This window comes from Arthrobacter sp. TRD_SC_6 (assembly GCF_055361185.1).
Window position 1 is genome coordinate 1,700,298 of the sequence record NZ_CM143953.1, and the last position, 20,996, is coordinate 1,721,293.

At 62.2% G+C, this 20,996-nt stretch carries 17 protein-coding genes; 12 read left to right on the forward strand and 5 right to left on the reverse strand.

Translation table 11 applies throughout. The features are described from left to right. Positions 1-492, reverse strand: a complete 492-nt coding sequence (locus ACWA1U_RS08275) for an FBP domain-containing protein (protein ID WP_463724848.1) — start codon at positions 490-492, stop codon at positions 1-3. Positions 493-920: 428 nt separating this feature from the next. Here ACWA1U_RS08275 and ACWA1U_RS08280 point away from each other — a divergent pair, with 428 nt between their 5' ends. Genes ACWA1U_RS08280 through ACWA1U_RS08315 form a run of 8 tightly spaced genes read left to right on the forward strand, consistent with a single transcriptional unit; the run spans position 921 to position 13,462 of the window. Beyond that, the gene (locus ACWA1U_RS08280) at positions 921-1,952 is read left to right on the forward strand and encodes a LacI family DNA-binding transcriptional regulator (protein WP_463724849.1); all 1,032 of its coding nucleotides are present in this window, start codon (positions 921-923) and stop codon (positions 1,950-1,952) included. A 33-nt stretch (positions 1,953-1,985) separates the two neighbouring features. After that, a complete protein-coding gene (locus tag ACWA1U_RS08285; protein ID WP_463724850.1) occupies positions 1,986-4,013 on the forward strand; it encodes a beta-galactosidase in 2,028 nt (675 codons plus the stop codon). 42 nt (positions 4,014-4,055) lie between these two features. Beyond that, a complete protein-coding gene (locus ACWA1U_RS08290; RefSeq protein WP_463724851.1) occupies positions 4,056-5,348 on the forward strand; it encodes an ABC transporter substrate-binding protein in 1,293 nt (430 codons plus the stop codon). Beyond that, positions 5,345-6,316 (forward strand): carbohydrate ABC transporter permease, encoded by a 972-nt coding sequence (locus tag ACWA1U_RS08295; RefSeq protein ID WP_463724852.1) that lies wholly within the window; start codon positions 5,345-5,347, stop codon positions 6,314-6,316. The genes ACWA1U_RS08290 and ACWA1U_RS08295 overlap by 4 nt, the downstream gene beginning before the upstream one ends. After that, positions 6,313-7,239 (forward strand): carbohydrate ABC transporter permease, encoded by a 927-nt coding sequence (locus ACWA1U_RS08300; RefSeq protein WP_463724853.1) that lies wholly within the window; start codon positions 6,313-6,315, stop codon positions 7,237-7,239. The genes ACWA1U_RS08295 and ACWA1U_RS08300 overlap by 4 nt, the downstream gene beginning before the upstream one ends. Beyond that, on the forward strand, positions 7,240-9,648 hold the full coding sequence (locus tag ACWA1U_RS08305) for a glycosyl hydrolase family 95 catalytic domain-containing protein (RefSeq protein WP_463724854.1): 2,409 nt from the start codon (positions 7,240-7,242) through the stop codon (positions 9,646-9,648). Further along, positions 9,645-11,981: an alpha-xylosidase gene (gene yicI / locus ACWA1U_RS08310; RefSeq protein ID WP_463724855.1), complete on the forward strand. Its 2,337-nt coding sequence runs from the start codon at positions 9,645-9,647 to the stop codon at positions 11,979-11,981. Before ACWA1U_RS08305 ends, yicI begins: the two co-directional genes overlap by 4 nt. Next, entirely contained in the window at positions 11,978-13,462 is a 1,485-nt protein-coding gene (locus ACWA1U_RS08315) for a GH1 family beta-glucosidase (protein ID WP_463724856.1), read from the forward strand. Before yicI ends, ACWA1U_RS08315 begins: the two co-directional genes overlap by 4 nt. A gap of 58 nt (positions 13,463-13,520) precedes the next feature. On the opposite strand, the gene ACWA1U_RS08320 is transcribed toward ACWA1U_RS08315, so the two are convergent. The 3 genes from ACWA1U_RS08320 to ligD form a co-directional block, all read right to left on the reverse strand. Continuing rightward, a complete protein-coding gene (locus tag ACWA1U_RS08320; protein WP_463724857.1) occupies positions 13,521-13,787 on the reverse strand; it encodes a DUF3072 domain-containing protein in 267 nt (88 codons plus the stop codon). A gap of 19 nt (positions 13,788-13,806) precedes the next feature. Then, positions 13,807-14,259 (reverse strand): hypothetical protein, encoded by a 453-nt coding sequence (locus ACWA1U_RS08325; protein WP_463724858.1) that lies wholly within the window; start codon positions 14,257-14,259, stop codon positions 13,807-13,809. 66 nt (positions 14,260-14,325) lie between these two features. Next, the gene (ligD, locus tag ACWA1U_RS08330) at positions 14,326-15,561 is read right to left on the reverse strand and encodes a non-homologous end-joining DNA ligase (RefSeq protein ID WP_463724978.1); all 1,236 of its coding nucleotides are present in this window, start codon (positions 15,559-15,561) and stop codon (positions 14,326-14,328) included. A 247-nt stretch (positions 15,562-15,808) separates the two neighbouring features. On the opposite strand from ligD, the gene ACWA1U_RS08335 reads away from it, so the two are divergent. The 3 genes from ACWA1U_RS08335 (at position 15,809) to ACWA1U_RS08345 (ending at position 19,774) form a co-directional block, all read left to right on the forward strand. Next, a complete protein-coding gene (locus ACWA1U_RS08335) occupies positions 15,809-17,077 on the forward strand; it encodes an MFS transporter (RefSeq protein ID WP_463724859.1) in 1,269 nt (422 codons plus the stop codon). A 1,686-nt stretch (positions 17,078-18,763) separates the two neighbouring features. Next, a complete protein-coding gene (locus tag ACWA1U_RS08340; protein WP_463724860.1) occupies positions 18,764-18,904 on the forward strand; it encodes a hypothetical protein in 141 nt (46 codons plus the stop codon). A 141-nt stretch (positions 18,905-19,045) separates the two neighbouring features. Then, complete coding sequence (locus ACWA1U_RS08345) at positions 19,046-19,774, forward strand: class F sortase (protein WP_463724861.1); 729 nt, start codon at positions 19,046-19,048, stop codon at positions 19,772-19,774. A gap of 36 nt (positions 19,775-19,810) precedes the next feature. Here the strand turns inward: ACWA1U_RS08345 and ACWA1U_RS08350 are convergent, their stop codons facing one another. Further along, positions 19,811-20,461, reverse strand: coding sequence for an NADPH-dependent F420 reductase (locus ACWA1U_RS08350; protein ID WP_463724862.1), 651 nt, complete (start codon positions 20,459-20,461; stop codon positions 19,811-19,813). Between the two features lie 137 nt (positions 20,462-20,598). On the opposite strand from ACWA1U_RS08350, the gene ACWA1U_RS08355 reads away from it, so the two are divergent. Then, entirely contained in the window at positions 20,599-20,904 is a 306-nt protein-coding gene (locus tag ACWA1U_RS08355) for a hypothetical protein (protein WP_463724863.1), read from the forward strand. Positions 20,905-20,996 lie beyond the last annotated feature (92 nt).

The window sequence follows — 20,996 nt, forward strand, 5'->3', positions numbered from 1 at the left end:
TCAGGCGGCTACGCGCGACAGGAACTTTCCGATCCGCGTCTGCAGATCACCGATCTGACGCACTACGACGACGGCAGGGTCCGGGTTGATCTCGTTGGCCGGCGGTTCCCGGCGCACGTTTGCTGAACAGATGAAGTCCGCGCAGATGAGCGTGCCGACGGTGTTGCCGTTGCGGCCGGACTGTCCCGCGCGTTTCGCGACCCACAGCAGCACGTCCTCCTTCGAGTAGACGTCGCGGCACATCTCGCACAGCACCGACCGGTTCTTTTTTGCGCCGCCCTCGGGTGCGCGGAGGAGGAGGCTGGTCAAGCCGCGTTCGGTGGGCGCAACCAGGTACGCCCGGAGCGGCATTTTGGGATCACGCCAGCCGAGGAAGTCCAGATTTTCCCAGTCGAGCGTGTCGAAGTTGTGCGGCAGGTTGAGCTTGGTCACCTCGGAGCGGGTGGCGTTGATGAATGAAGAGCGTATTTGGCGGTCACTGATTTTTTCCATGGTCGTGCCTTTGCAAGTGAAGGATTTTGGGGGCATTGGAGTGCCAGCTCTTCACAGAATGCGTTGTCGCGCGCCGTCTGGGCAGCGGTGATAGAGGACAATGCGTACAGAGTGCGGGCGGGGGAATGCCCGGGTGAAGGCTGGCTAGGCAGCTTCCTCACAGCAGGCCATAACGGCCACCCCGCTCACCATGGCAGCGCGAACCAGATCGGTCGGCATGTCCATTCCCCTCATAAGTAGTTACCTGCAAAAACATCTTATGAGGCGGGTCTCCGGAAGGCAATCGTTGCCTGGACCACAGTGAAGCCAGAGGTCGGACCAATTCAAAGAAAAGTCTTGCGCATCAAATAGACCTGTCGTACGCTTGTCGAAGCGTTTCGCTAAACGTTTCGACAAGCACCGGTATCGCACTAGACATAGGAGTCCAGATGGCTAACATCCACGACGTAGCCCGCGTCGCCGGTGTGTCCATCAGCACTGTCTCCTACGCGCTGAGCGGCAAGCGTTCTGTGAGTGAAGATGTGCGAACCAGGATTACCAAGGCGGTTGAGGAACTTGGATACCTGCCCAACGCCGCGGGCAGGATGTTGGCGGGAGCCCGTACGCGAATTCTCGCGCTGAGTGCTCCTCTACGGGAGGACACCTACGCCCCCGCCCATATGGCATTCGTGCTTGCGGTGGCAACGGCCGCGCGGCGTTACGACTATGACATCCTCCTCCTCACCGAAGACGAAGCGACCAACGGATTGCGTCGTGTAACCTCCAGTCGCCTGGTGGACGGTGTCATTCTTCTCGACGTCTCAATCGATGATGAGCGGCTGGAATTGGTGCGTGAAATCACGGTGCCGTCTGTCGTCGTCGGTGTTCCAAGGGAGGCCGACGGCCTTACCTGCGTCGACCTTGATTTTGCAGCAGCAGCGCGGATGTCCATCGACCAGTTGGCAGACGCTGGCCACCGGTCCATTGCGCTCCTGGGCCATCCCCAAGCGGCATATGAACGCGGCTCCAACTTCCCACACCGTTTCAGGAACGCGTTTCTTGAGTACGCGGCCGAGCGTCACATGCAGTCCATTTTTGTCATGCCGGGGAGCAGTGATGCAGCTGTGCGTAGGGCAGTTGACGAGATTGTCGATCCGAAGCTGGAAGTAACCGCGCTGGTGATGCACTGCGAGGAGTCCATTCAGTCACGCGCGTTGACCTACCTCGCCGACAATGGTCTGACTATTCCGCGGGACCTGTCGGCTATTTCGGCGTGCACGAGTTTCGACACCACCTCTTTCCATCCTCCCCTGGACGTCATTCCGCTCGTCGCGGCGGACTCGTGTGATCGGGCTGTCGCACTGGTGATGGAAGCTCTCTCGGGTAAATCCGAGCCACACATTGAACTTGTGTCACCGCGCTATATACCGCACGGCTCCATGTGCGAGCCAGCACGTTCCGGTACTCCCGCACTCAACTAGCCCAGCTCGGCAACCCCCGAAGGAGGCAGACTTATGCCACATAGCGAAACGTTTCGACAGGATGTCGGACTGGTGTACGGCGGCGACTACAACCCCGAACAGTGGCCCGAATCCGTATGGCACGAAGATGTAAGGCTTATGCTCGAAGCCCGGATAAACCGTGTAACCATCGGCGTCTTCTCATGGTCGTCAATCGAACCGCGGGAGGGCGTCTACGAGTTCGGTTGGCTCGACCGGATTATGGACCTGATGGCCGACAACGGCATTGGAGTTGTGCTGGCAACGCCCACGGCGTCGCCGCCACCCTGGTTCTCCCTTGCCCATCCGGAAGCCCTTCCGGTCACCGCGGACGGGGTCCGTCTCGTCCACGGCAGCAGGGACACCTATAACCCTGCAGCACCTGCTTACCGTGCAGCCGCCCAGCGCGTAACAACTGCCCTGGCGGAGCGGTACTCCTTTCACCCCGCCTTGAAGATGTGGCACCTGCACAACGAATACGGGACCGTATCTTACGGTCCGGAGACCAACACGGCGTTCCGTGAATGGCTCAGCGAGAAGTATGGGACTCTCCAGGACCTCAACGCCACCTGGAACACTGCATTCTGGTCGCAGGGCTACGGCGCCTGGGAGGAAGTGTTCGCTCCACAGGCCACCCAGTACCTGCCTAACCCTTCCCAGTTGCTCGACTTCAAGCGATTCTCAGCCGACCTCCTGCGGGACAGTCTCCGTGAGCAGGTGGACATTGTCCGCGGTGTCCGTCCCGAAGTTCCGGTCACCACAAACTTCATGCTCCCCAGCTGGAATCACTATGACCAATGGGACCTTGCCGCGGAAATTGACGAAGTGTCAGTCGACCACTACCCGGATACTCCGGGAGTCGAGGGGGATATCCAGGTTGCCTTCGGCAGCGACCTCGCCCGCTCTTTCAATGGTGGACGTCCATGGGTACTCATGGAACAGGCCACAACGATGGTCTATGACTATGCGCAAGGACGAATCCTCGCCAGGGACCCGGGCTCGCTGCAGTTCAACACGCTCCAATACCTTGCCCGCGGTTCTACCGGATCCCTGTTCTTCCAGTGGAGATCACCCCGCGCGGGCGCAGAGTTCTTCCACTCACCCATGGTGCCCCACGTTGGAGAGGACTCCAGGACTTTCCGGGAGATCGTTCAACTGGGAGTAACCCTCACTGGACTACGCGAACTCGCTCAGCCTCCGGTCGCGGGCCGTCGCGTAAACCGGAACCGGGTCGCGATCGTCTGGGATTCGGACGCATGGTGGTCGGTGGAAACCCGTGCGCTTCCGTCCTCCGACCTTGCTTTCCTGCCCGCAGTGAAAGCCGTCCACCGTGCACTGTGGTGGCTGGGCATCAACACAGACTTTGTGCAGCTGGATCAGGACCTCAGCGATTACGACCTTATTCTGGTACCCAGCAAACTGGCCGCCTCTGACGCGGAGGCGGGGGCCCTCAAACGGTTCGTGGCAGGTGGGGGCCATGCCGCAGTCTGGTACTTCTCGGGCAGCACCGACGAAAACCTCAACGTCCGCCTCGGTGGTTTCAGCGGTGCCTTCGCGGACGTGCTGGGCATCAGGGTCGAGGAGCACTACCCTCAACCCGCGGCGTCAGCGTTGAAACTCAGCGACGGGTCAACCTCCGATGGCTGGGCCGAGCTGGTTCACCTTTCCGGTGCAGCCAGCATCGCCGAGTTCACCGAGTACCCACTCGCAGGACGTCCCGCGGTGACCCGCCACGGGTTCGGGTCCGGTACGGCGCACTACCTCGCCACCCGACTGGGTGAGGACGCACTGCGCGCCCACCTGCAACGCATCCTCGACGGCGCCGGGATCCAACCCGATCACCCTGTTGCAGGTAGCGGCGTCGAGGCAGTCCGCCGCCATGCCGGCACTTCCAGCTACCTCTTCATCCTCAATCACCGCGAGGAGGCCGTCGACGTCGAAGTTCACGGACACGACCTCCTCACTAATACGGCAATGGGTGGAATCACCACCCTGCGCCCAGGCGCAGCGCTCATCTTGCGAGAACGGCAAACCGGGCAATAACCAGCTTCAGCGACACCACACACCCACGAAAGGATGCCAACGATGGCACACACAACCAAACGGCGGGGACCCTTCTCCGCTCTCGCACTCACTGCAGCGTCCGCACTCCTCCTCACCGCCTGTTCCTCCGGTGAAACGCCTGCGCAGTCAGGTCCCGTGACCCTCGAGTTCTGGGGTTGGGCGCCCGGCCTCGAGCGCGCCGTCGAGCTCTGGAATGAAGAGAATCCTGAAACTCAGGTCGACTTCTTCCGCATGACCGGCGACGACGGCGCCAAGGTGCCGGCCGCGATTGACGCCGGCACGGCCCCCGACGTCGTGCAGATGTCAGTTCACTCCCTGCCCGGACACATCATCAACAACAGGTTGACCGATATCAGTGAGCACGTTGACGGACTGGAGGAGCAGTTCACCGCGAGCTCATGGCAGGGCGTGTCCTACAACGACGCCGTGTACGCCATCCCGCAGGACTCCGGGCCAACTGGCCTGATGTACCGCGAGGACTTGTTCGAAAAGCACGGTGTTGAGGTGCCCACCACCTGGGATGAGTACATCGAAGCAGCCCGTGCACTCAAAGAAGCAGACCCGAACCTCCACATCGCACAGTTCTCACCGAATGAGACCGGGCTGTGGGTCGAAACTGTCTGGCAGAACGAGGGCACGTGGTACGGGATCGACGGCGACGCGTGGACGGTGGAAGTGGACAACGAAGCCAGCCAGGAAGTAGCCGAGGTCTGGCAGACGCTCCTCGATGAAGACCTCGTGAAGGTTGTTGACATGTGGACTCCCGAGTACTGGGCCGAGGTGAACGCCGGCACCATCGCCACCATCAAATACGCCGCGTGGTTCCCAGGTCTGCTTGAGGAAAGTGCGGGAGACCTCGCAGGCAAATGGGCCGTCGCGCCGTCGCCGATCTTCGAGGGTCTCAATTCCGCAGGCGACACCGGCGGCAGCGTCGACGTTATCCCCGAAGGAACCGAGAACGTCGAACAGGCTGCGGAATTCACCACCTGGCTCAATACATCACCGGAATCTCTTGAAATCCTTATCACCGACGGCGGGCTTTTCCCCTCCGCGGTAGCCGGACTGGAGAGCGAGACTCTGTTGACGGCGGAAGATTACTTCGGCGGTCAGGTGATCAACGAGGTGTTCGCTGATGCCGCCACTACGGTGCCGAGTACCTGGGTTGAAGGTCCCAGCTACGATCTGACGCAGGACGGGCTCAAGGACGCCTTCGCGCAGGTTGCCAACGGTGAACTGACGTTCGCTGAGGCGCTGACACAGGTTCAGGAAGCAACCGTCCAGGATCTGACGGATATGGGTCTGAGCGTCAAATGAGCAGTTCCGTAGCGACCACCCCCAGCGAAGGTACACGCACCGCGCCTGCCCCTGCACCCCGCCGTAACCGAAAGGGCAACGGCGGGGTGCGGGTGGCCCCCTATGTGTTCCTTGCCCCGTTTATCATCCTGTTTCTGGTCTTCCTCGTGCTGCCGATCATCGTGGCGCTTTACACGAGCTTCTTCCAGACGCAGCGCAGCGGTCTCGGCTTCGGTGGTGAAGGCGCGCAGAGCTTCGTTTGGTTTGATAACTACGCTCTCGCCTTTTCGGACGCTGCATTTGTGGAGAGCTTTGGACGCGTGCTGCTCTTCGGCGTCGTGCAGGTTCCCGTGATGCTCGGCTTCTCCCTGATCCTCGCGCTGCTGTTCGACTCGGCTGCTGTGAGGTGGAAGCGCTTTTTCCAGCTCAGCGTGTTCCTGCCCTATGCGGTTCCGTCAGTGGTTGCCGCACTTATCTGGGGGTTCCTCTACCAGCCGAAGGTCAGCCCGATCGTCGAAGGACTTGCGAGCATCGGCGTCTCCGTCGACTTCCTGGCGCCGGGAAGTGTCCTCTGGTCGCTTGCGAATGTTGCCGTCTGGTCAGTGGTGGGCGTGAACATGATCATCCTGTTCTCCGCGCTCCAGACCGTGCCCAGGGAGATGTACGAGGCAGCACGCATAGATGGCGCCAATGAACTCCGTATGGCACTGCAGATCAAGATCCCAATGATCCTGCCGGCCCTGATCCTGACAACTCTCTTCTCGGTGATAGGAACCCTCCAGCTTTTCAATGAGCCGATGACAATGCGCTCGGTAACCTCGAACATCTCCGGCAGCTATACCCCCAACATGGCGGTGTTCTCAGCGACAACCCTGGGCGGCGACATCAACCTCGGATCCGCAATGGCGATCATCATCGGCATCGTGACCTTTGCTTTGTCAGTGGTTGTCTCCGTTATGTCCAACAGGAAGAGAGGTAGCGCGCAATGACGCAGGTACCCGTTCTTGCCCCACCGTCCACGCCCCAGGAGACCAAGGCGCGCTCCCGTCCCAGGGTCCATGGTGAAGGGGAACGTCCCAGCCGGGCCGCGAGGATCGGTGCCTGGATCTTCATGGGTGCCACAGCCCTCTATTTCCTCGTACCGGTTTACTGGCTTGTCGTTGCTTCCACGAAGAGCACGTCCGACCTTTTTGCTACCCCCGGTTTCTGGTTCGCCGATTTCAACCTGTTTCAGAACCTCTCTGCCCTGACCCAGTACGACAACGGCATCTTCTGGCGGTGGATGGGCAATTCGCTGATCTACTCCGGGGTCGGCTCAGTCCTGATGACGTTTATCTGCCTCATCTCCGGATATGCGTTGGCGATGTACCGTTTCCGCGGACGTAGCGTCGTATTGGCTGCCGTGTTGGGAAGCATGCTGATTCCCCAGACGGTGCTTGCACAACCCACATACCTGCTCCTCGTTGAGATCGGGTTGAACAACACCATCTGGGGCGTTCTCATCCCGAGCCTTGCCTACCCGTTCGGTGTGCTGCTCGCCTACGTCTACGCCCAGTCATCCGTACCGCTGGAACTGTTGGAGGCGGCACGTCTTGACGGCGCCAGTGAGTGGCGGGCGTTCTTCTCAATTGCCCTGAAGCTCCTCAGCCCGGGCGGCGTCACCATTATGCTTTTCGCGTTCATCGGGAGCTGGAACAACTTCATGCTCCCGCTGCTGGTCATCAGCGATGCGCGGCTCATGCCGGTCACGGTTGGACTCAGCGGATGGAGCCAGGCATCCATCACCATTCCCGGACTGCAGACCCTGGTGGTCATAGGAGCGCTGGTATCGATCATTCCCATCATCGTGGTGTTCGTATCGCTGCAGCGATACTGGCGCGCGGGCCTGGCTGCGGGCGGTGTCCGCTTCTAGATGCCGCTGAACGATCTTTTCTACACACGTCCCGCCGAAACATGGCTGGACGGGTTGCCGCTCGGCAACGGTCGGTTAGGCGCGATGGTGCTCGCCGCCGATTCGACCACCCGGTTACGGCTCAATGACAGTACGGCCTGGTCAGGGAGCCCGGCCAGCGAACACCGACGGGGCCGGATTTCCGCCGGCGCCGCAGCCGCAGCGCTCGCGGAGGCCCGCGCCGCCATCGTCGCGGGCCGGCCGATCGACGCTGAGCAAACCCTTGAGCAACTGCAATCCCGCTATTCGCAGGCGTACCTGCCGTTTGCCGACGTCGTCATCACCATAGGGGACGACGACGACGACGGCTGGCTTCGCGAGCGCAGGCTCTCCCTCGCGAACGCAACCCACTCCGCCATAGGAAAGTCCGTCGGCGGTGAGGTCACGCAGGAGACATTCATCAGTTCTGTGGATGGTGTCCTGATCCACCGCATCCGGTCCAAGGTGCCGGTGGACGTTGCCGTCACGGTGTCTACGCCGCTGAAGCAGGTTGGACGATCGGTCAGTGGGGAAGACCTCCTGCTGGAAGTGAAGCTGCCCGCAGACGTTGCGCCGGGCCATGAACCTGACGAACCCGCGCTCCGGTGGGAGGTCGACGGCATCAACCCACTGCAGGGCGCGGTGTGCATCGCTGCCCTACACGACGGGAAACCGGCGTCGGACCGCGGTGGGGAGACCAAGGTTTTCCCAGGCATTACCGAGCTGCTGTTCGCGATCGCTACAGAGACTACGTTCGCGGGTGTCGGTAACCAACCGGAAGGGTCTTCTGCGCACTGTGCCCGTACGGCGCTCAGTCGCGCCCATGCCGCGCTCGACAAGGGTTGGGACGCGCTCCATGACCGGCACATCGCGGCTCATCGGGCCCTCTTCGGCAGGATGTCCCTGACTTTTACGTCGGGTCCGGATGCACTGCCCGAACGGGAAAGCGCCCCCACCGACGTGCGGCTGCGGGAAGCCAATGACCATTCGGCGGGTGTACTGACCGCAGATCCCGCGCTGGTGGGATTGCTCTTTGACTACGGCAGGTACTTGCTCATCTCAGCCTCCCGCCCGGGTACCCTTCCGGCAACGCTGCAAGGCATCTGGAACGAGGACATGCGGCCGCCCTGGTCTTCCAACTACACGCTGAACATCAACGCGCAGATGAACTATTGGGGCGCGGAAACCGCTGCCCTTCCAGAGTGCCACGAGCCGCTCCTGGATTTCGCCGAGGCGCTGGCCGAGCGTGGGCGAAGCACCGCGGCCAACCTCTACGGTGCACGCGGTTGGGTTGCGCATCACAACTCCGACGCCTGGGCGTTCAGCTCACCGACGGCCGGTCACGCCAGCTGGTCACAGTGGCCCATGGCCGGACCATGGCTGGTGCGTCAACTCGACGAGAGCCGCCGCTTCGGCTCAGCAAGCCCCGAACAGAGTCTGCGGTTATGGGCTCTGGCAGTAGGTGCCGCGGAGTTCGTATGTGATTGGCTGATTGACGACGGCGGTGCGCACCTGGAAACTCGTCCGTCCACCTCGCCCGAGAACATGTTCATCAGCGCTCAGGGTGGTGCGGCAGTCACGACATCGACGGCCATGGACCGGACGCTGATCACCGAACTGTTCCAAACGGTGTTGGCGCTCGCGGCTACCGTCGGCCAGACGGACCACCCAATTGTGGCCGAAGTCAACGCGGCACTTCCGCGGATTGCACCACCGATGATCGGCGCCGACGGAACAATCCTTGAATGGGGTACCAGGGAGGAAGAAACGGATCTAAATCATCGGCACCTCTCACACCTGTTTTTCGCCTATCCAGGGAGTGGCCCGACGTCGGCTCTTACCGACGCTCTCACGCTGTCCCTTGACCGTCGCGGCGACGATTCCACAGGCTGGTCACTCATGTGGAAGGTGTGCCTGCGAGCGCGGCTGATGCAAAGAGGCAAGGTATCGGACCTCTTGCGCCTGATGTTCCGTCCGGCAGGTGCCGGCAAGGGGCCTTTCGCTGGCGGACTTTACGACAACCTGTTCGCAGCGCACCCACCGTTTCAGATTGACGGGAACCTTGGCTTCGTCGGAGCGGTGACCGAAATGCTTACGCAGAGTCATACAGGAGTTATCCAGCTACTCCCCGCCCTTCCGGACGAGTTTCAGAGTGGGTCCGTTCGTGGTCTCATTGCCCGCCCGGGGATCACTGTCGACCTGACATGGGAGAACGGCTTCGTCTATGAAGCAGTGCTCACCCCACGTCGGAGCGGGGCGGAAGGCAAGCGGCAGATCGATGTGAATGGCCGCATTTTTCCGGTGGATCTGACGTCCGGGTACAGCACCATACTCCGCAGAAATACCTCCGGCGGAATGGACATTTCAACAACAAAGCAGGAGAGCACGTGAAGTTTACCGACGGTTTCTGGGAAACGCGTCCCGGCGTAGACGCGCTTTACGCACAGGAGGCCTATGACATCGAGGCCGGCGACGGGAGATTGACGGTCTCCGCACCCACACGCGTTATTACCCGGCGTGGTGACACCCTGAACCGGGCGATGCTGACCGTAGCGCTTTCGAGCCCGCTCGAGGGAGTGGTTGGTGTGAAGATCGAGCACCATCGGGGAGCCAAAACGTTTGGAGGCTTCGGGTTACCGGGAGCTCAGAGCGGCTTGGGGTCTGCGAGAGCGGACTCGACCGGGGGAGTGCTTGATGCCGGATCTTTGCAAGCGCATATCGCCCCGGGGGCGCCGTGGAACCTTACTTTTCAGTCGGGAGGCCGGACCCTGACCAGGAGCGGCAACAAGTCCATCGGGTACATCACCCTGGGCGCCGACGCGTCCGTCTCTGTGGAGCCCGTGGGCCCCACAGGGGTGAGCGTGACCGGGCGGCCGCCGTCGTCGTCGTACCTTCATGCAAAGCTCTCGCTCGGCGTAGGGGAGCTGGTCTACGGGCTGGGCGAGCGCTTCGGGCCGCTGACAAAGAACGGGCAGACCGTGGACGTATGGAATGCCGACGGCGGAACGGCGAGCGAACAGTCCTACAAGAGCATCCCCTTCTACCTCACCAACCGTGGGTATGGGGTGTTCGTCAACCATCCAGAGCACGTCTCGTTCGAAGTGGGCTCCGAGTCCGTCGAGGAAGTGCAGTTCTCGGTGGCAGGAGAATCCCTTGAGTACTTTGTGATCTACGGACCAACCATGGGCGAGGTGCTGCGCCGCTACACCCGGCTCACCGGCCGTCCCGCGCGGGTGCCGGCGTGGTCCTATGGCCTGTGGCTTTCGACAAGCTTCACCACTGACTACGACGAAGCCACCGTGAACCACTTTGTGGACGGTATGGCCGCCCGGGACGTCCCACTGAGCGTCTTTCACTTCGACTGCTTCTGGATGAGGGAGTTCAACTGGACCAACTTCGAGTGGGACGAACGTGTGTTCCCGGATCCCGAGCTCATGCTCAAACGGTTGCATGAGAAGGAATTGCGCATCAGCGCCTGGATCAATCCATATATTGCGCAGCGTTCAGCGCTGTTCGAGGAGGCCTCGGAGGCGGGGTATCTGGTTCGAAAGGCGGATGGCGACGTCTGGCAGTGGGACATGTGGCAGGCCGGAATGGGCCTGGTTGATTTCACTAACCCGTTGGCAACTGCTTGGTACCAGGACAAGCTGCGCCATTTGATCGGGCAGGGTGTGGATTCGATCAAAACCGACTTCGGCGAACGGATTCCCACCGATGTTGTCTGGCATGACGGTTCAGCGCCGGCGGCCATGCACAACTGGTACACCCAGTTGTACAACAAGGCCGTCTTTGACGTCCTCGAAGAACAGCACGGCAAGGGCAACGCCGTACTTTTCGCCCGGTCAGCTACCGCGGGCGGGCAGCAAATGCCGGTGCATTGGGGCGGTGACAACTCGTCATCGTTTGAGTCGATGGCCGAAACGCTCAGAGGCGGACTGTCACTTGCCCTGAGTGGATTTGGTTTCTGGAGTCACGACATCGGTGGTTTCGAGGGTAATCCGGATCCCGCTGTCTTCAAGCGGTGGGTGGCCTTCGGGCTCCTCTCCAGCCACTCCCGGTTGCACGGCTCAACGAGTTACCGCGTGCCATGGGCCTTCGATACAGGGGAGGAGCCCGAGGGGCTAAGTGCCGTCGACATAACCCGGCAGTTCGCACACCTGAAGATGCGGCTCATGCCCTACTTCTTTTCGGTGGGCCAGCAGGCGCACGAGCAGGGATTGCCGTTCATGCGGCCGCTCCAGCTCGAGTTCCCGGGGGATCCTGCCGTGGATTATCTCGACCGGCAGTATCTGATCGGGGACAGCCTCCTGGTTGCTCCCGTGTTCAGTGCTGAGGGTGACGTCGACTACTATCTCCCGGCCGGAACGTGGACCAATTACCTCACGGGAGAGGTTGCAACCGGCGGGAGTTGGCGGTCTGAGCGCCATGACTTCAACAGCGTCCCGCTGTGGGTCCGGGAGGGAAGCGTGCTGGTCACCGGATTCCGCCAGGACCGCCCCGACTACGACTACGCCCTGGACCCGCTTGTCATCGTTTATCCAGGATCCCGTGTGGGTTCCGTGAAGGTTACCAACCCACTCGGCGAAGACCTGACGTTCGCCGTCGAGCGAGCCGGTGGCACCGTCACTATCACCAGCAGCAGCGACGGAACGTTCCGTGCGCGGCTCGCCCCGACCGGTCGCATCATCACCTCAACCAATGGAAAGGCAGTTCTTACGCCATGACCCAAGCCCTAAACGAGTCCACCAGCAACGAGTTCAGCCGTGTTGCTGGCTCCCCGGACTACCGCGACGCCGGCCTCGAGTTCCCGCCCGGCTTTCTCTTCGGATCCGCCACGGCTTCTTACCAGATTGAAGGGGCTCACGACGCCGATGGCCGGGGACCATCCATCTGGGACACCTTCAGCCATACCGAAGGCAAGGTCTGGAATGGGGACACCGGGGACGTTGCCTGTGACCACTACAACCGGCTCGAAGCTGACCTGGACCTGATGATGGAGCTCGGACTGGAGTCCTACCGCTTCTCGATCGCATGGTCCCGTATCCAGCCCACCGGTCGCGGTCCGGCGAACGAAGCTGGGCTGGCCTTCTACGAACGCCTGGTGGACGGATTGATTGCCCGGGGCATCAAGCCGATTGTCACGCTCTACCACTGGGATCTCCCGCAGGTCCTAGAAGATGAGGGCGGATGGGCTTCGCGCGGTACCGCCCTCGCTTTCGGTGACTATGCGCGCATAGTGGGCGAGCGGCTAGGTGACCGGGTGGCCATGTGGACCACCCTGAACGAGCCATGGTGCAGCGCCTACCTGGGTTACGGGTCCGGTGCACATGCGCCGGGGCGGACAGAACCGGCGGCTGCGCTCGCCGCCGTGCACCACCTGAACCTTGCACACGGGCTCGCCATCGCCGCTCTGCGCGGGGTGGTGACTAATGATCCGGACTTCGCCATCACCCTCAACCTGCACGTATTCCGTCCTGAAGGCCCAACCGGCGCTGAGGCGGTGCGGCGGGTGGACGGACTGGCGAATCGGGTCTTCCTCGAACCAATGCTGAACGGTGCATACCCTGAGGACGTCCTGGCCGATACGGCCGACATCACCGACTGGTCTTTCGTGCTGGACGGCGACCTGGAAATCATCCGACAACCACTCGACGTACTTGGCGTGAATTACTACTCGACTAACCGCGTCCGCCTCTGGGATGGTAATGGCGCGAAAGAGAACGCGGATGGCCACAAGCCGTCAACCGGGACTGCCTGGCCGGGGGCAGACATGGTGGAGTTCCTTCAGCAGCCGGGCCCCTACACCGAGATGGGCTGGAACATCGATCCATCAGGGCTCGAAGAGCTGCTGGTTTCCCTGCACAAGCGGTGGCCAAACCTCCCGATGATGATCACGGAGAACGGAGCCGCGTTCCTGGACACTGTGGAAATCGATGCCGGCGGATCTAAGCGGGTACACGACATCGAACGCATTGACTACCTCCACCGCCACTTCACCGCTGCACACCGGGCGATGGCGCAGGGCGTGGTCCTCCGCGGTTACCAGGTGTGGTCGCTGATGGACAACTTCGAGTGGGGCTACGGGTACTCCAAGCGGTTTGGCATAGTGCACGTCGACTATTCAACCCTCGAGCGCACGCCGAAAGACAGTTCCAGGTGGTACTCACAACTTATCCGGGACAGGCGTATTCCGCCCGTCAGCTGAATTGGCAGGAGCGCCCGTGAAAGCTGCGGGCGGCTCCTTGCCTCCCTGCCCAGTGCTGTTAGCCTCCGGCCTGCGCCTCGTCCGCTCCGCCCGATACGCGGCCGCTCGACTTCTGCAGCCGGTCGATGTGCTCGGAGGCCTGCGCCTTGGTGATGTCCGCGGGAATCTCAACGCCTGCTTCACGCGCCAGGGTGTCGAGGTAGCTGCGCTGCGCTTCGGTCATCGGCTCGTCGCCGGTGACCCAATCCTCGGGGTCCCGTGAGAATCCGCCCTGGGGCTCCGGCGTCGGGCTTCCCAGTGTTTCTCCGCTATTTTGGTCAGACACGGTCTGCTCCTTCGATTGTCTACTCGGCTTCTGGCGGGAGGGCTTCGTGGTGCGCCCGGCCGTGGGTGCGGCGGTCTTCCTTCATTTCAGCCTCGAACAGATGGCGCTTGCCATCGACGAGTTCTTCCCGGGCACGCTTTTCCAGGGCTTTGAACTCGGCGTAATAGTGGTCGTCGTAGTCCTCGACGATCTGGAACGTCCACCGTCCCTCGATGACGTTTCGGCCGACGACGTCGCGGCTCACCTCGTCCGCGAGGCCCTCATGCCCGGCCTCGCGCAACAGGTCAACAGCCTCGCCGAGGGCAAGGTCCGCCTTGCCCGTAAGCCGGTGGAATCCATACAGGTATCCACGCGCATGCTCCACCACTTCGAGCGCTTCCGACAGCTTGCCGAGAGCCTCAACGGTCTTGTCCGACGCCGATTCGGGCCGCTGGTGACTGGTGTCCGGCCCGTCCGATCCTGAGATAGTCATACTGCTTACCATATACACGCGGCGCGCCGAATAGGGAGCAGTAACGACGACGACGGCGGCGGCACCTCAGCGTTCAGGGGCCCGTCGGGCTTCCCACGGGTTGTAGTCAACCTCGAGCGGGCCCTGCGCCGGGCGCTCCGCCTCGGGAACACGCTGCAGATTCACCCGAACCCTGTACCAGAGCGAACTCGCCCCACGCATACCGTCAACGAGCACGTCCGCCGGAGCCAGCAGCGCAACGACGTCGGCGTGCCTGGCCTTCCATCGCGCCAGCCCTTCGAGCGCTTCGGATTTGGTCTTCGCCCGGGCGATCTCGATCAACGGCATCGTCGATTGCCGCCTCCCCGAACCGTCGCCGGACCGCGGTGCTTTCTCTGCTGGCCCAAGCTCCACCGCGAGTTCGAGTAAGGCTTCGAGGCTCCCGGCGCTGTCGTCGATCCCTGCGTGAGGGTCGCCCAGGCTGGCGAACCGTTCAAGCACGGAGCGTACGGTGAACTGCTCCGGACGGGCGTGGGGAACCTCGTCCCAGGTGAGCGGCGTGGAAACCCGTGCATCGGGCAGGGGGCGCACCGAGTAGGCCGACGCCACGGTGCGGTCCTTCGCGTTCTGGTTGAAGTCGACGAACACGCTCTCGCCGCGTTCCTCCTTCCACCAGCGTGCGGTGGCGAGGCCGGGCGCCCGGCGCTCCACTTCCCGCGCGAACGTTTCGGCGGCAAGGCGAAACTGCCGGTAGTCCCAGCGCGGTTCAATCCGAGCGAGGATGTGCATCCCGCGCGAACCGGAGGTCTTCGGCCAACCAACCAGCCCGATGTCGTCGAGCACGTCCCGCGCGATCATCGCGACGTCGACAATCTGCGCCCAGTCCACGCCCGGCATGGGGTCGAGGTCGATGCGTAGCTCGTCCGGGTGGTCAAGGTCCGTGGCTCTGACGGGGTGCGGGTTGAGGTCGAGGCAGCCGAGGTTCACCACCCAGGCCAGCGCTGCGGCGTCGTTCACCACCACTTCTTCGGCGGAGTTGCCGGATGCGTAGTGCAGCGTCGCTGTTTCGATCCATTCCGGACGTTTCTCGGGAGCCCGCTTCTGGAAGAACGCCTCCTGGTTGATGCCCTTGACGAAGCGTTTCAGGACCATCGGCCGGTTTGCGACACCGCGCAGCGCGCCGTCGGCAACCGCGAGGTAGTAGCGCACCAGGTCCAGCTTCGTCAGACCGGGCTCAGGGAACACGATCTTGCCGGGATTACTGACGCGCCCCTCGCGCCCGTCGATCTCGAGAAGCTCGGCGCTGTCCTTGGCGGGAGTCACACCCTCACCCAAGCACATGGCCGCGCCGGGCGGAAGCCCTCTCTTGAGCTGGCGCTCGGCGCGGGGCCCTCGGCCAGTACGCGCTCCCTGGCCTCCCACCCCTCGCTGGCGCTCGGCCAGTACGCGCTCCCTGGCCTCCCACCCCTCGCTGGCGCTCGGCGCGGGGCCCTCGGCCAGTACGCGCTCCCTGGCCTCCCACCCCTCGCTGGCGCTCGGCGCGGGGCCCTCGGCCAGTACGCTTAGCCGCATGGGATTCTCGAGCGGCACCAAGCTAACGACGACGACGGCGGACCTCGGCGCCGTGCAGCGCCGCACCGTCGTCGTGCTCATCATCGGGCAGGTGCTCGGCGGGATTGGGATCGGTTCGACGCTGTCGATTGGTGCCGTGCTCGCCGCCAACGTTTCCGGGTCCGATGCGCTCTCCGGCGCCGCCGCGACGTTCAGCACCCTGGGCGCCGCAGCGGCCGCGATCCCGCTTGCCCGCCTGGCACACCGTCTTGGCAGGCGTCCGGCCCTGACTGTCGGCGTCGTGCTTTCGGCGTTGGGATCGCTGGTGACCATCCTTGCCGCCGGGCTGGTTTCGTTTCCACTGCTGCTTCTTGGCCTGGCGCTGCTGGGTGTGGGGACGGCGGTGAACCTGCAGTCGCGGTTCGCGGCGACGGACATCGCCAGCCCGGAGCGCAGGGGGCGTGATCTGTCCCTGGTGGTCTGGTTCACGACCATCGGGGCCGTCGTCGGCCCCAACCTCGTTGGCCCGGGTGAAGCGATCGCCGAGACGTTCAACATGCCGCCGCTGACCGGATCATTCGTGATCGCTGTAGGCGCGCAGGCGGCTGCGGCGGTGGTGTACCTGGTGGGGCTTAGGCCTGACCCGTACCTGCTCAGCCAGTCGACGCCACCGGACCCCAAGGGGGAGGCCTCGCCCGGGTACATCCGCGGCAGGGGAGCGTTGGTGTTTGCGATCGGGTCCATTGCGGTCAGTCACGCGGTCATGGTTTCCGTGATGTCAATGACGCCGGTGCACCTGGTGAACCACGGGGTCACGCTCACGATTGTCGGCCTCACCATCAGCCTGCACATTGCCGGGATGTTCGCGCTGTCGCCGGTGTTCGGGTGGCTCAGTGACCGGGTGGGGCGGGTAAGGACAATCCTGCTGGGGCAGGCGCTGTTCGCGGTGTCGCTCGTGGTCGTTGCAACCGGCGAGCATGATCCGGTGCTGGTGACTGTTGGCCTGGTGCTGCTCGGGCTGGGCTGGAGCGCTTCGACTGTGTCGGGGTCGGCACTGGTGGCGGAGCTCGTGACCGGTTCGGCGCGCACACGCATCCAGGGCCGGACTGACCTGTTCATGAACCTCGCGGGCGCGGTCGGTGGGGCGGCGTCCGGGCTGGTTCTGGCGCTGATCGGCTACTCGGGCCTGGCGTGGTCCGCGGGAGCGCTCGTGCTGCTGATTGTGGCGGGGGCTACCATCATGCGCACCAGCCCTCGTCGAAAAAACTTCGAATCGATAAACCTATAGACAGATGTTCTGCCTAGGCGTACCTTTCAGTACACAGGTCGATTCAGCCTTTCGAGGTCCAATAGTTTTCATTGAAACTTTTGGTCCTTTGGTCCTTGTCCACAAGGGGTTGGCAAGGCACATAAAATGATGGAGCAGGTCTCAATTCGTATAAGTAAGAGACACACATCCGAGTGTCTCTGCGCGTCGCCCTCTGGAGCGGCACAGCAAAGCTGTCCAGCCATTTCCTGATCAGCCCCGACTGCAAATCAGCTTGTCGGAGGTACAAACGCGCATCCCAGCCTGACTGCTTCCAATGCAGCCACCGGATATAAGGGTCAAAACACGGAGCAACCCGTCTTGGGCGGCTCTAGCGGAGCAACCGCCACATCTCCGACGGGTCCGGTCGAGGGACAAGAACGGTGTGGACTCTCACATGCCTAAGCGATCATGGTCCTGGGTCCACCCATTCTGCCGGAACAGTCCGCATCAGCTGTTTCTTTTTCAGGGAGGAACCACATCATGAATTCTCACTCTCAATCCGGTCAGATGGAACGTCTTCCGAGTCTCGAACACCGTTGTTTTACGCTTCTCTCAGCTTTGATACTTGCAGTGTCGATGATTTTTACAGGGGGCACCCTCGGCGCGGTTTCAGCCGCCTCCGCAGCCTCTGCGATTGATCAGTGCAACGGAATTGCGAATGTCGGCGGGCAAGGGGTCGCCTGCACGGTGACTGTTGCCAATTCTCTCAATCTTGAGACCGGGATAGGCAGCTCCGTTGTTACCGTCGAAGTATGCCAGGGCGCCGCGAATACAGCCTTGACCTGCACTACGACCACCACCCCATCCAGTGATCTTGTCACTGTGGTGAACCAATGCAACGGCTCCGGCAACGGAGGTGGTGGTGAGGTGCGGTGCAGCGTCACCGTGGTCAACAGCATTACGGGTACCGCTACCGCCGTACCCGGCTCCGTCAATCAATGCAACGATTCCGGCAACGGCGGCGGCACCGAGCCCACTATTCAGTGCAGTCCTATAGGGTCAACCACAAATGCCACCGTGACCCAATGCAACGGCTCCGGCAACGGTGGGGGCGGCACAGTGCGCGTCCAGTGCACCGTCGGAGGAAATGAAGTATCTGATGCCCTTCTCGTCACGATAAATCAATGCAATGGCTCCGGCAACGGCGGCGGCGCCACAGTCACCTGCACGAGCTCAATAGAGACGATTATCACCGTAGTGCCTCCGGTAGTGCCTCCGGTAGTGCCTCCGGTAGTGCCTCCGGTAGTGCCTCCGGTAGTGCCTCCGGTAGTGCCTCCGGTAGTGCCTCCGGTAGTGCCTCCGGTAGTGCCTCCGGTAGTGCCTCCGGTAGTGCCTCCGGTAGTGCCTCCGGTAGTGCCTCCGGTAGTGCCTCCGGTAGTGCCTCCGGTAGTGCCTCCGGTAGTGCCTCCGGTAGTGCCTCCGGTAGTGCCTCCGGTAGTGCCTCCGGTAGTGCCTCCGGTAGTGCCTCCGGTAGTGCCTCCGGTAGTGCCTCCGGTAGTGCCTCCGGTAGTGCCTCCGGTAGTGCCTCCGGTAGTGCCTCCGGTAGTGCCTCCGGTAGTGCCTCCGGTAGTGCCTCCGGTAGTGCCTCCGGTAGTGCCTCCGGTTGATGGGGCTCCTAACGGCGATGCAAACGGAACGGGCGCGCCATTAGGAACGAATGCCGGAATGAACGTCCAGACAGCTGCAGGTGTCGCCACCGTCGTTGAATTCCGAGAGGGATCCCCGCGCTTTCCCGGGCATGCTTCGGAGGTCTCCGCTAAGGCCGGCGTTCTCTTTGTCCGTAAGCCGCGGCTGACCGCTGTTTAGCACGACCAATTGTCGTAGACATGGATCGTTAGCGAGACCGTGTGCAATGCCAGGCTCGGGTCTGGCATTGCACACGGCCATAATCCGAGAAGTTGAGTCGCCCCTTCACCATCACTTTTTCCTCGTTGAAAGGTGTAGTCCATGGCGAACTTGTTGAAACCTCCGCCGCGGCACCGTGTGCAGGGTTCGCTGTGGAGCAAGCCGGCCCTTCGGGTGCTGTTGGCGATGACAACTGCGCTGGGACTAATAATGCTGTTCGTCCTGCTGAACCCGGACTACGGAGCGAGGTCCAATGCTCATCCAGCGCAGGTCACCTCCGTTGAGATCACTGCCCCCGGCAAAGAGGCGGCGACCCATAGGGCGCCGCCGGTAGGACTCCCGGCATCTGAGCCCAAACCGGCTGAACCAGGCCATGCTGTTATGCCGCCTGCGGCAGCTCCAATTGGAATAGCAGTCGAATCCGCCGGCATCGAGATCGCCATTTTGCCGTTGACCCCCTCAAACACCGACCTATCAAGCCAATCGATCGTTCCACCCTTCACTGATCATGGGTATTGGTTGACCCCATACGGCATGCCGGGGACAGGATCAGACAACACAACGTACGTAGCTGGCCACAGTTGGGAAGGTCGGGATGCGCCCTTCGACAGATTCAGTACTGCGGTCGAAGTTGGAGACGCCATCGTCCTCTCAACCGCAGCTGGCACCCTGAACTATGTCGTGGATTCTGTGACCACTTACGAGAAAGACTCACTCAAGACAAGCGAAATCTGGAACATCGTTCCGAACCGGCTCATTGTCATCAGCTGCTACACCGAGGACCCCTGGGGCAAGAACATCGTTGTGAGCGCGTTCCCTGCCGACAGCTGATCCGATCATCGTGCGTAGGGCATAACTGTGCTTCATTCAGTCCATGTCTGCGTAGCGCTTTGCCTGCGCCAGTGCGTCCCGGACCTGGTCTGCGTCGAAGTCCGGTCCGTAACCGGGGGTGTCGCGCTGGAAGCGCCAGCCTTCGGCGAGTGGGCCGGCGTCAACCGCGTCGAACCCAAACTCGTCGAGGAGGGCGGTGACGGTTGCCTTGGCGGCGCCGTCGTCCCCGCTGATCGAGAGTGCGCGGCGGCCCGGCGTGCCCGGCGGCGTCGACCGGCTGGTGACCTCGTTGGCGTAGATGTTGTTGAACGCCTTCACGATGCGCGCACCGGGGATCTGCCGCTGGAGGAGTTCGCTGGTGGTGGTCGATTCGTCGTCAAGCTCGGCGATCTGCCCGTCCCGCTGTGGGTAGTAGTTGTTGGTGTCGATGACGGTCTTGCCGTCCAGCGGTGCGGCTGGCACATCACCGATTGCATGCAGCGGGATAGTGACGACGACGGCGTCACCCGCCTCGGCGGCCTCCTGCACCGTTCCAGCGCGGGCGCGTTCGCCAAGCTCACCGATCAGGTCGCCGAGGGTTTCGGGCCCGCGTGAGTTGCTCATGACGACGTCGTACCCGTTGCGGACGGCGAGGCGCGCCAGCTGGGATCCGATGTTGCCGCTGCCGATGAATCCAATGGTTTTCACGTTGTTGTCCATGCGGAGTACAACCGGCTGAAACAGCGGGTATTCCGGCGGGAGATGTTGTCTGCGTCACCGCTTACCGGAACGGGTTCGGTGCCGTACCATTCGAGTACTTTGTCTCACTGAGCATTGGGGAAATCATGTCCAAGCCGAAGCCTGCCGAAGCGCCGACTGTCTACGGTCTGATCCTGCTCACCATCGGCCTGATCATTCGGACTCTTGCCGCTAACGGCCTTCTCTTCGCCGGACCGGACGCAGGCTTCGAAACATCAGGAATCGAAACTGCGCAGATCTGGGCGAACATCGGTGCGGGTTCGGTTGTGATCGGCGTGGTGCTGCTGGGTATCGGCGTCGCACGCGTTGCGCAGGGAATGGACTACCTCGTGAAGATTGCCCCGAATGTTGAGCAGGCTGAGAGTGTTGCACCGGCTGAAAATACGGTTTAGGCGGCGATCCTGGACAGCCAAATCACCGGCAGTCAAAGTTATCCACATTGTGTGACGGCCCCTTGATAGATACCCGTTGTTATGGTTCGGGG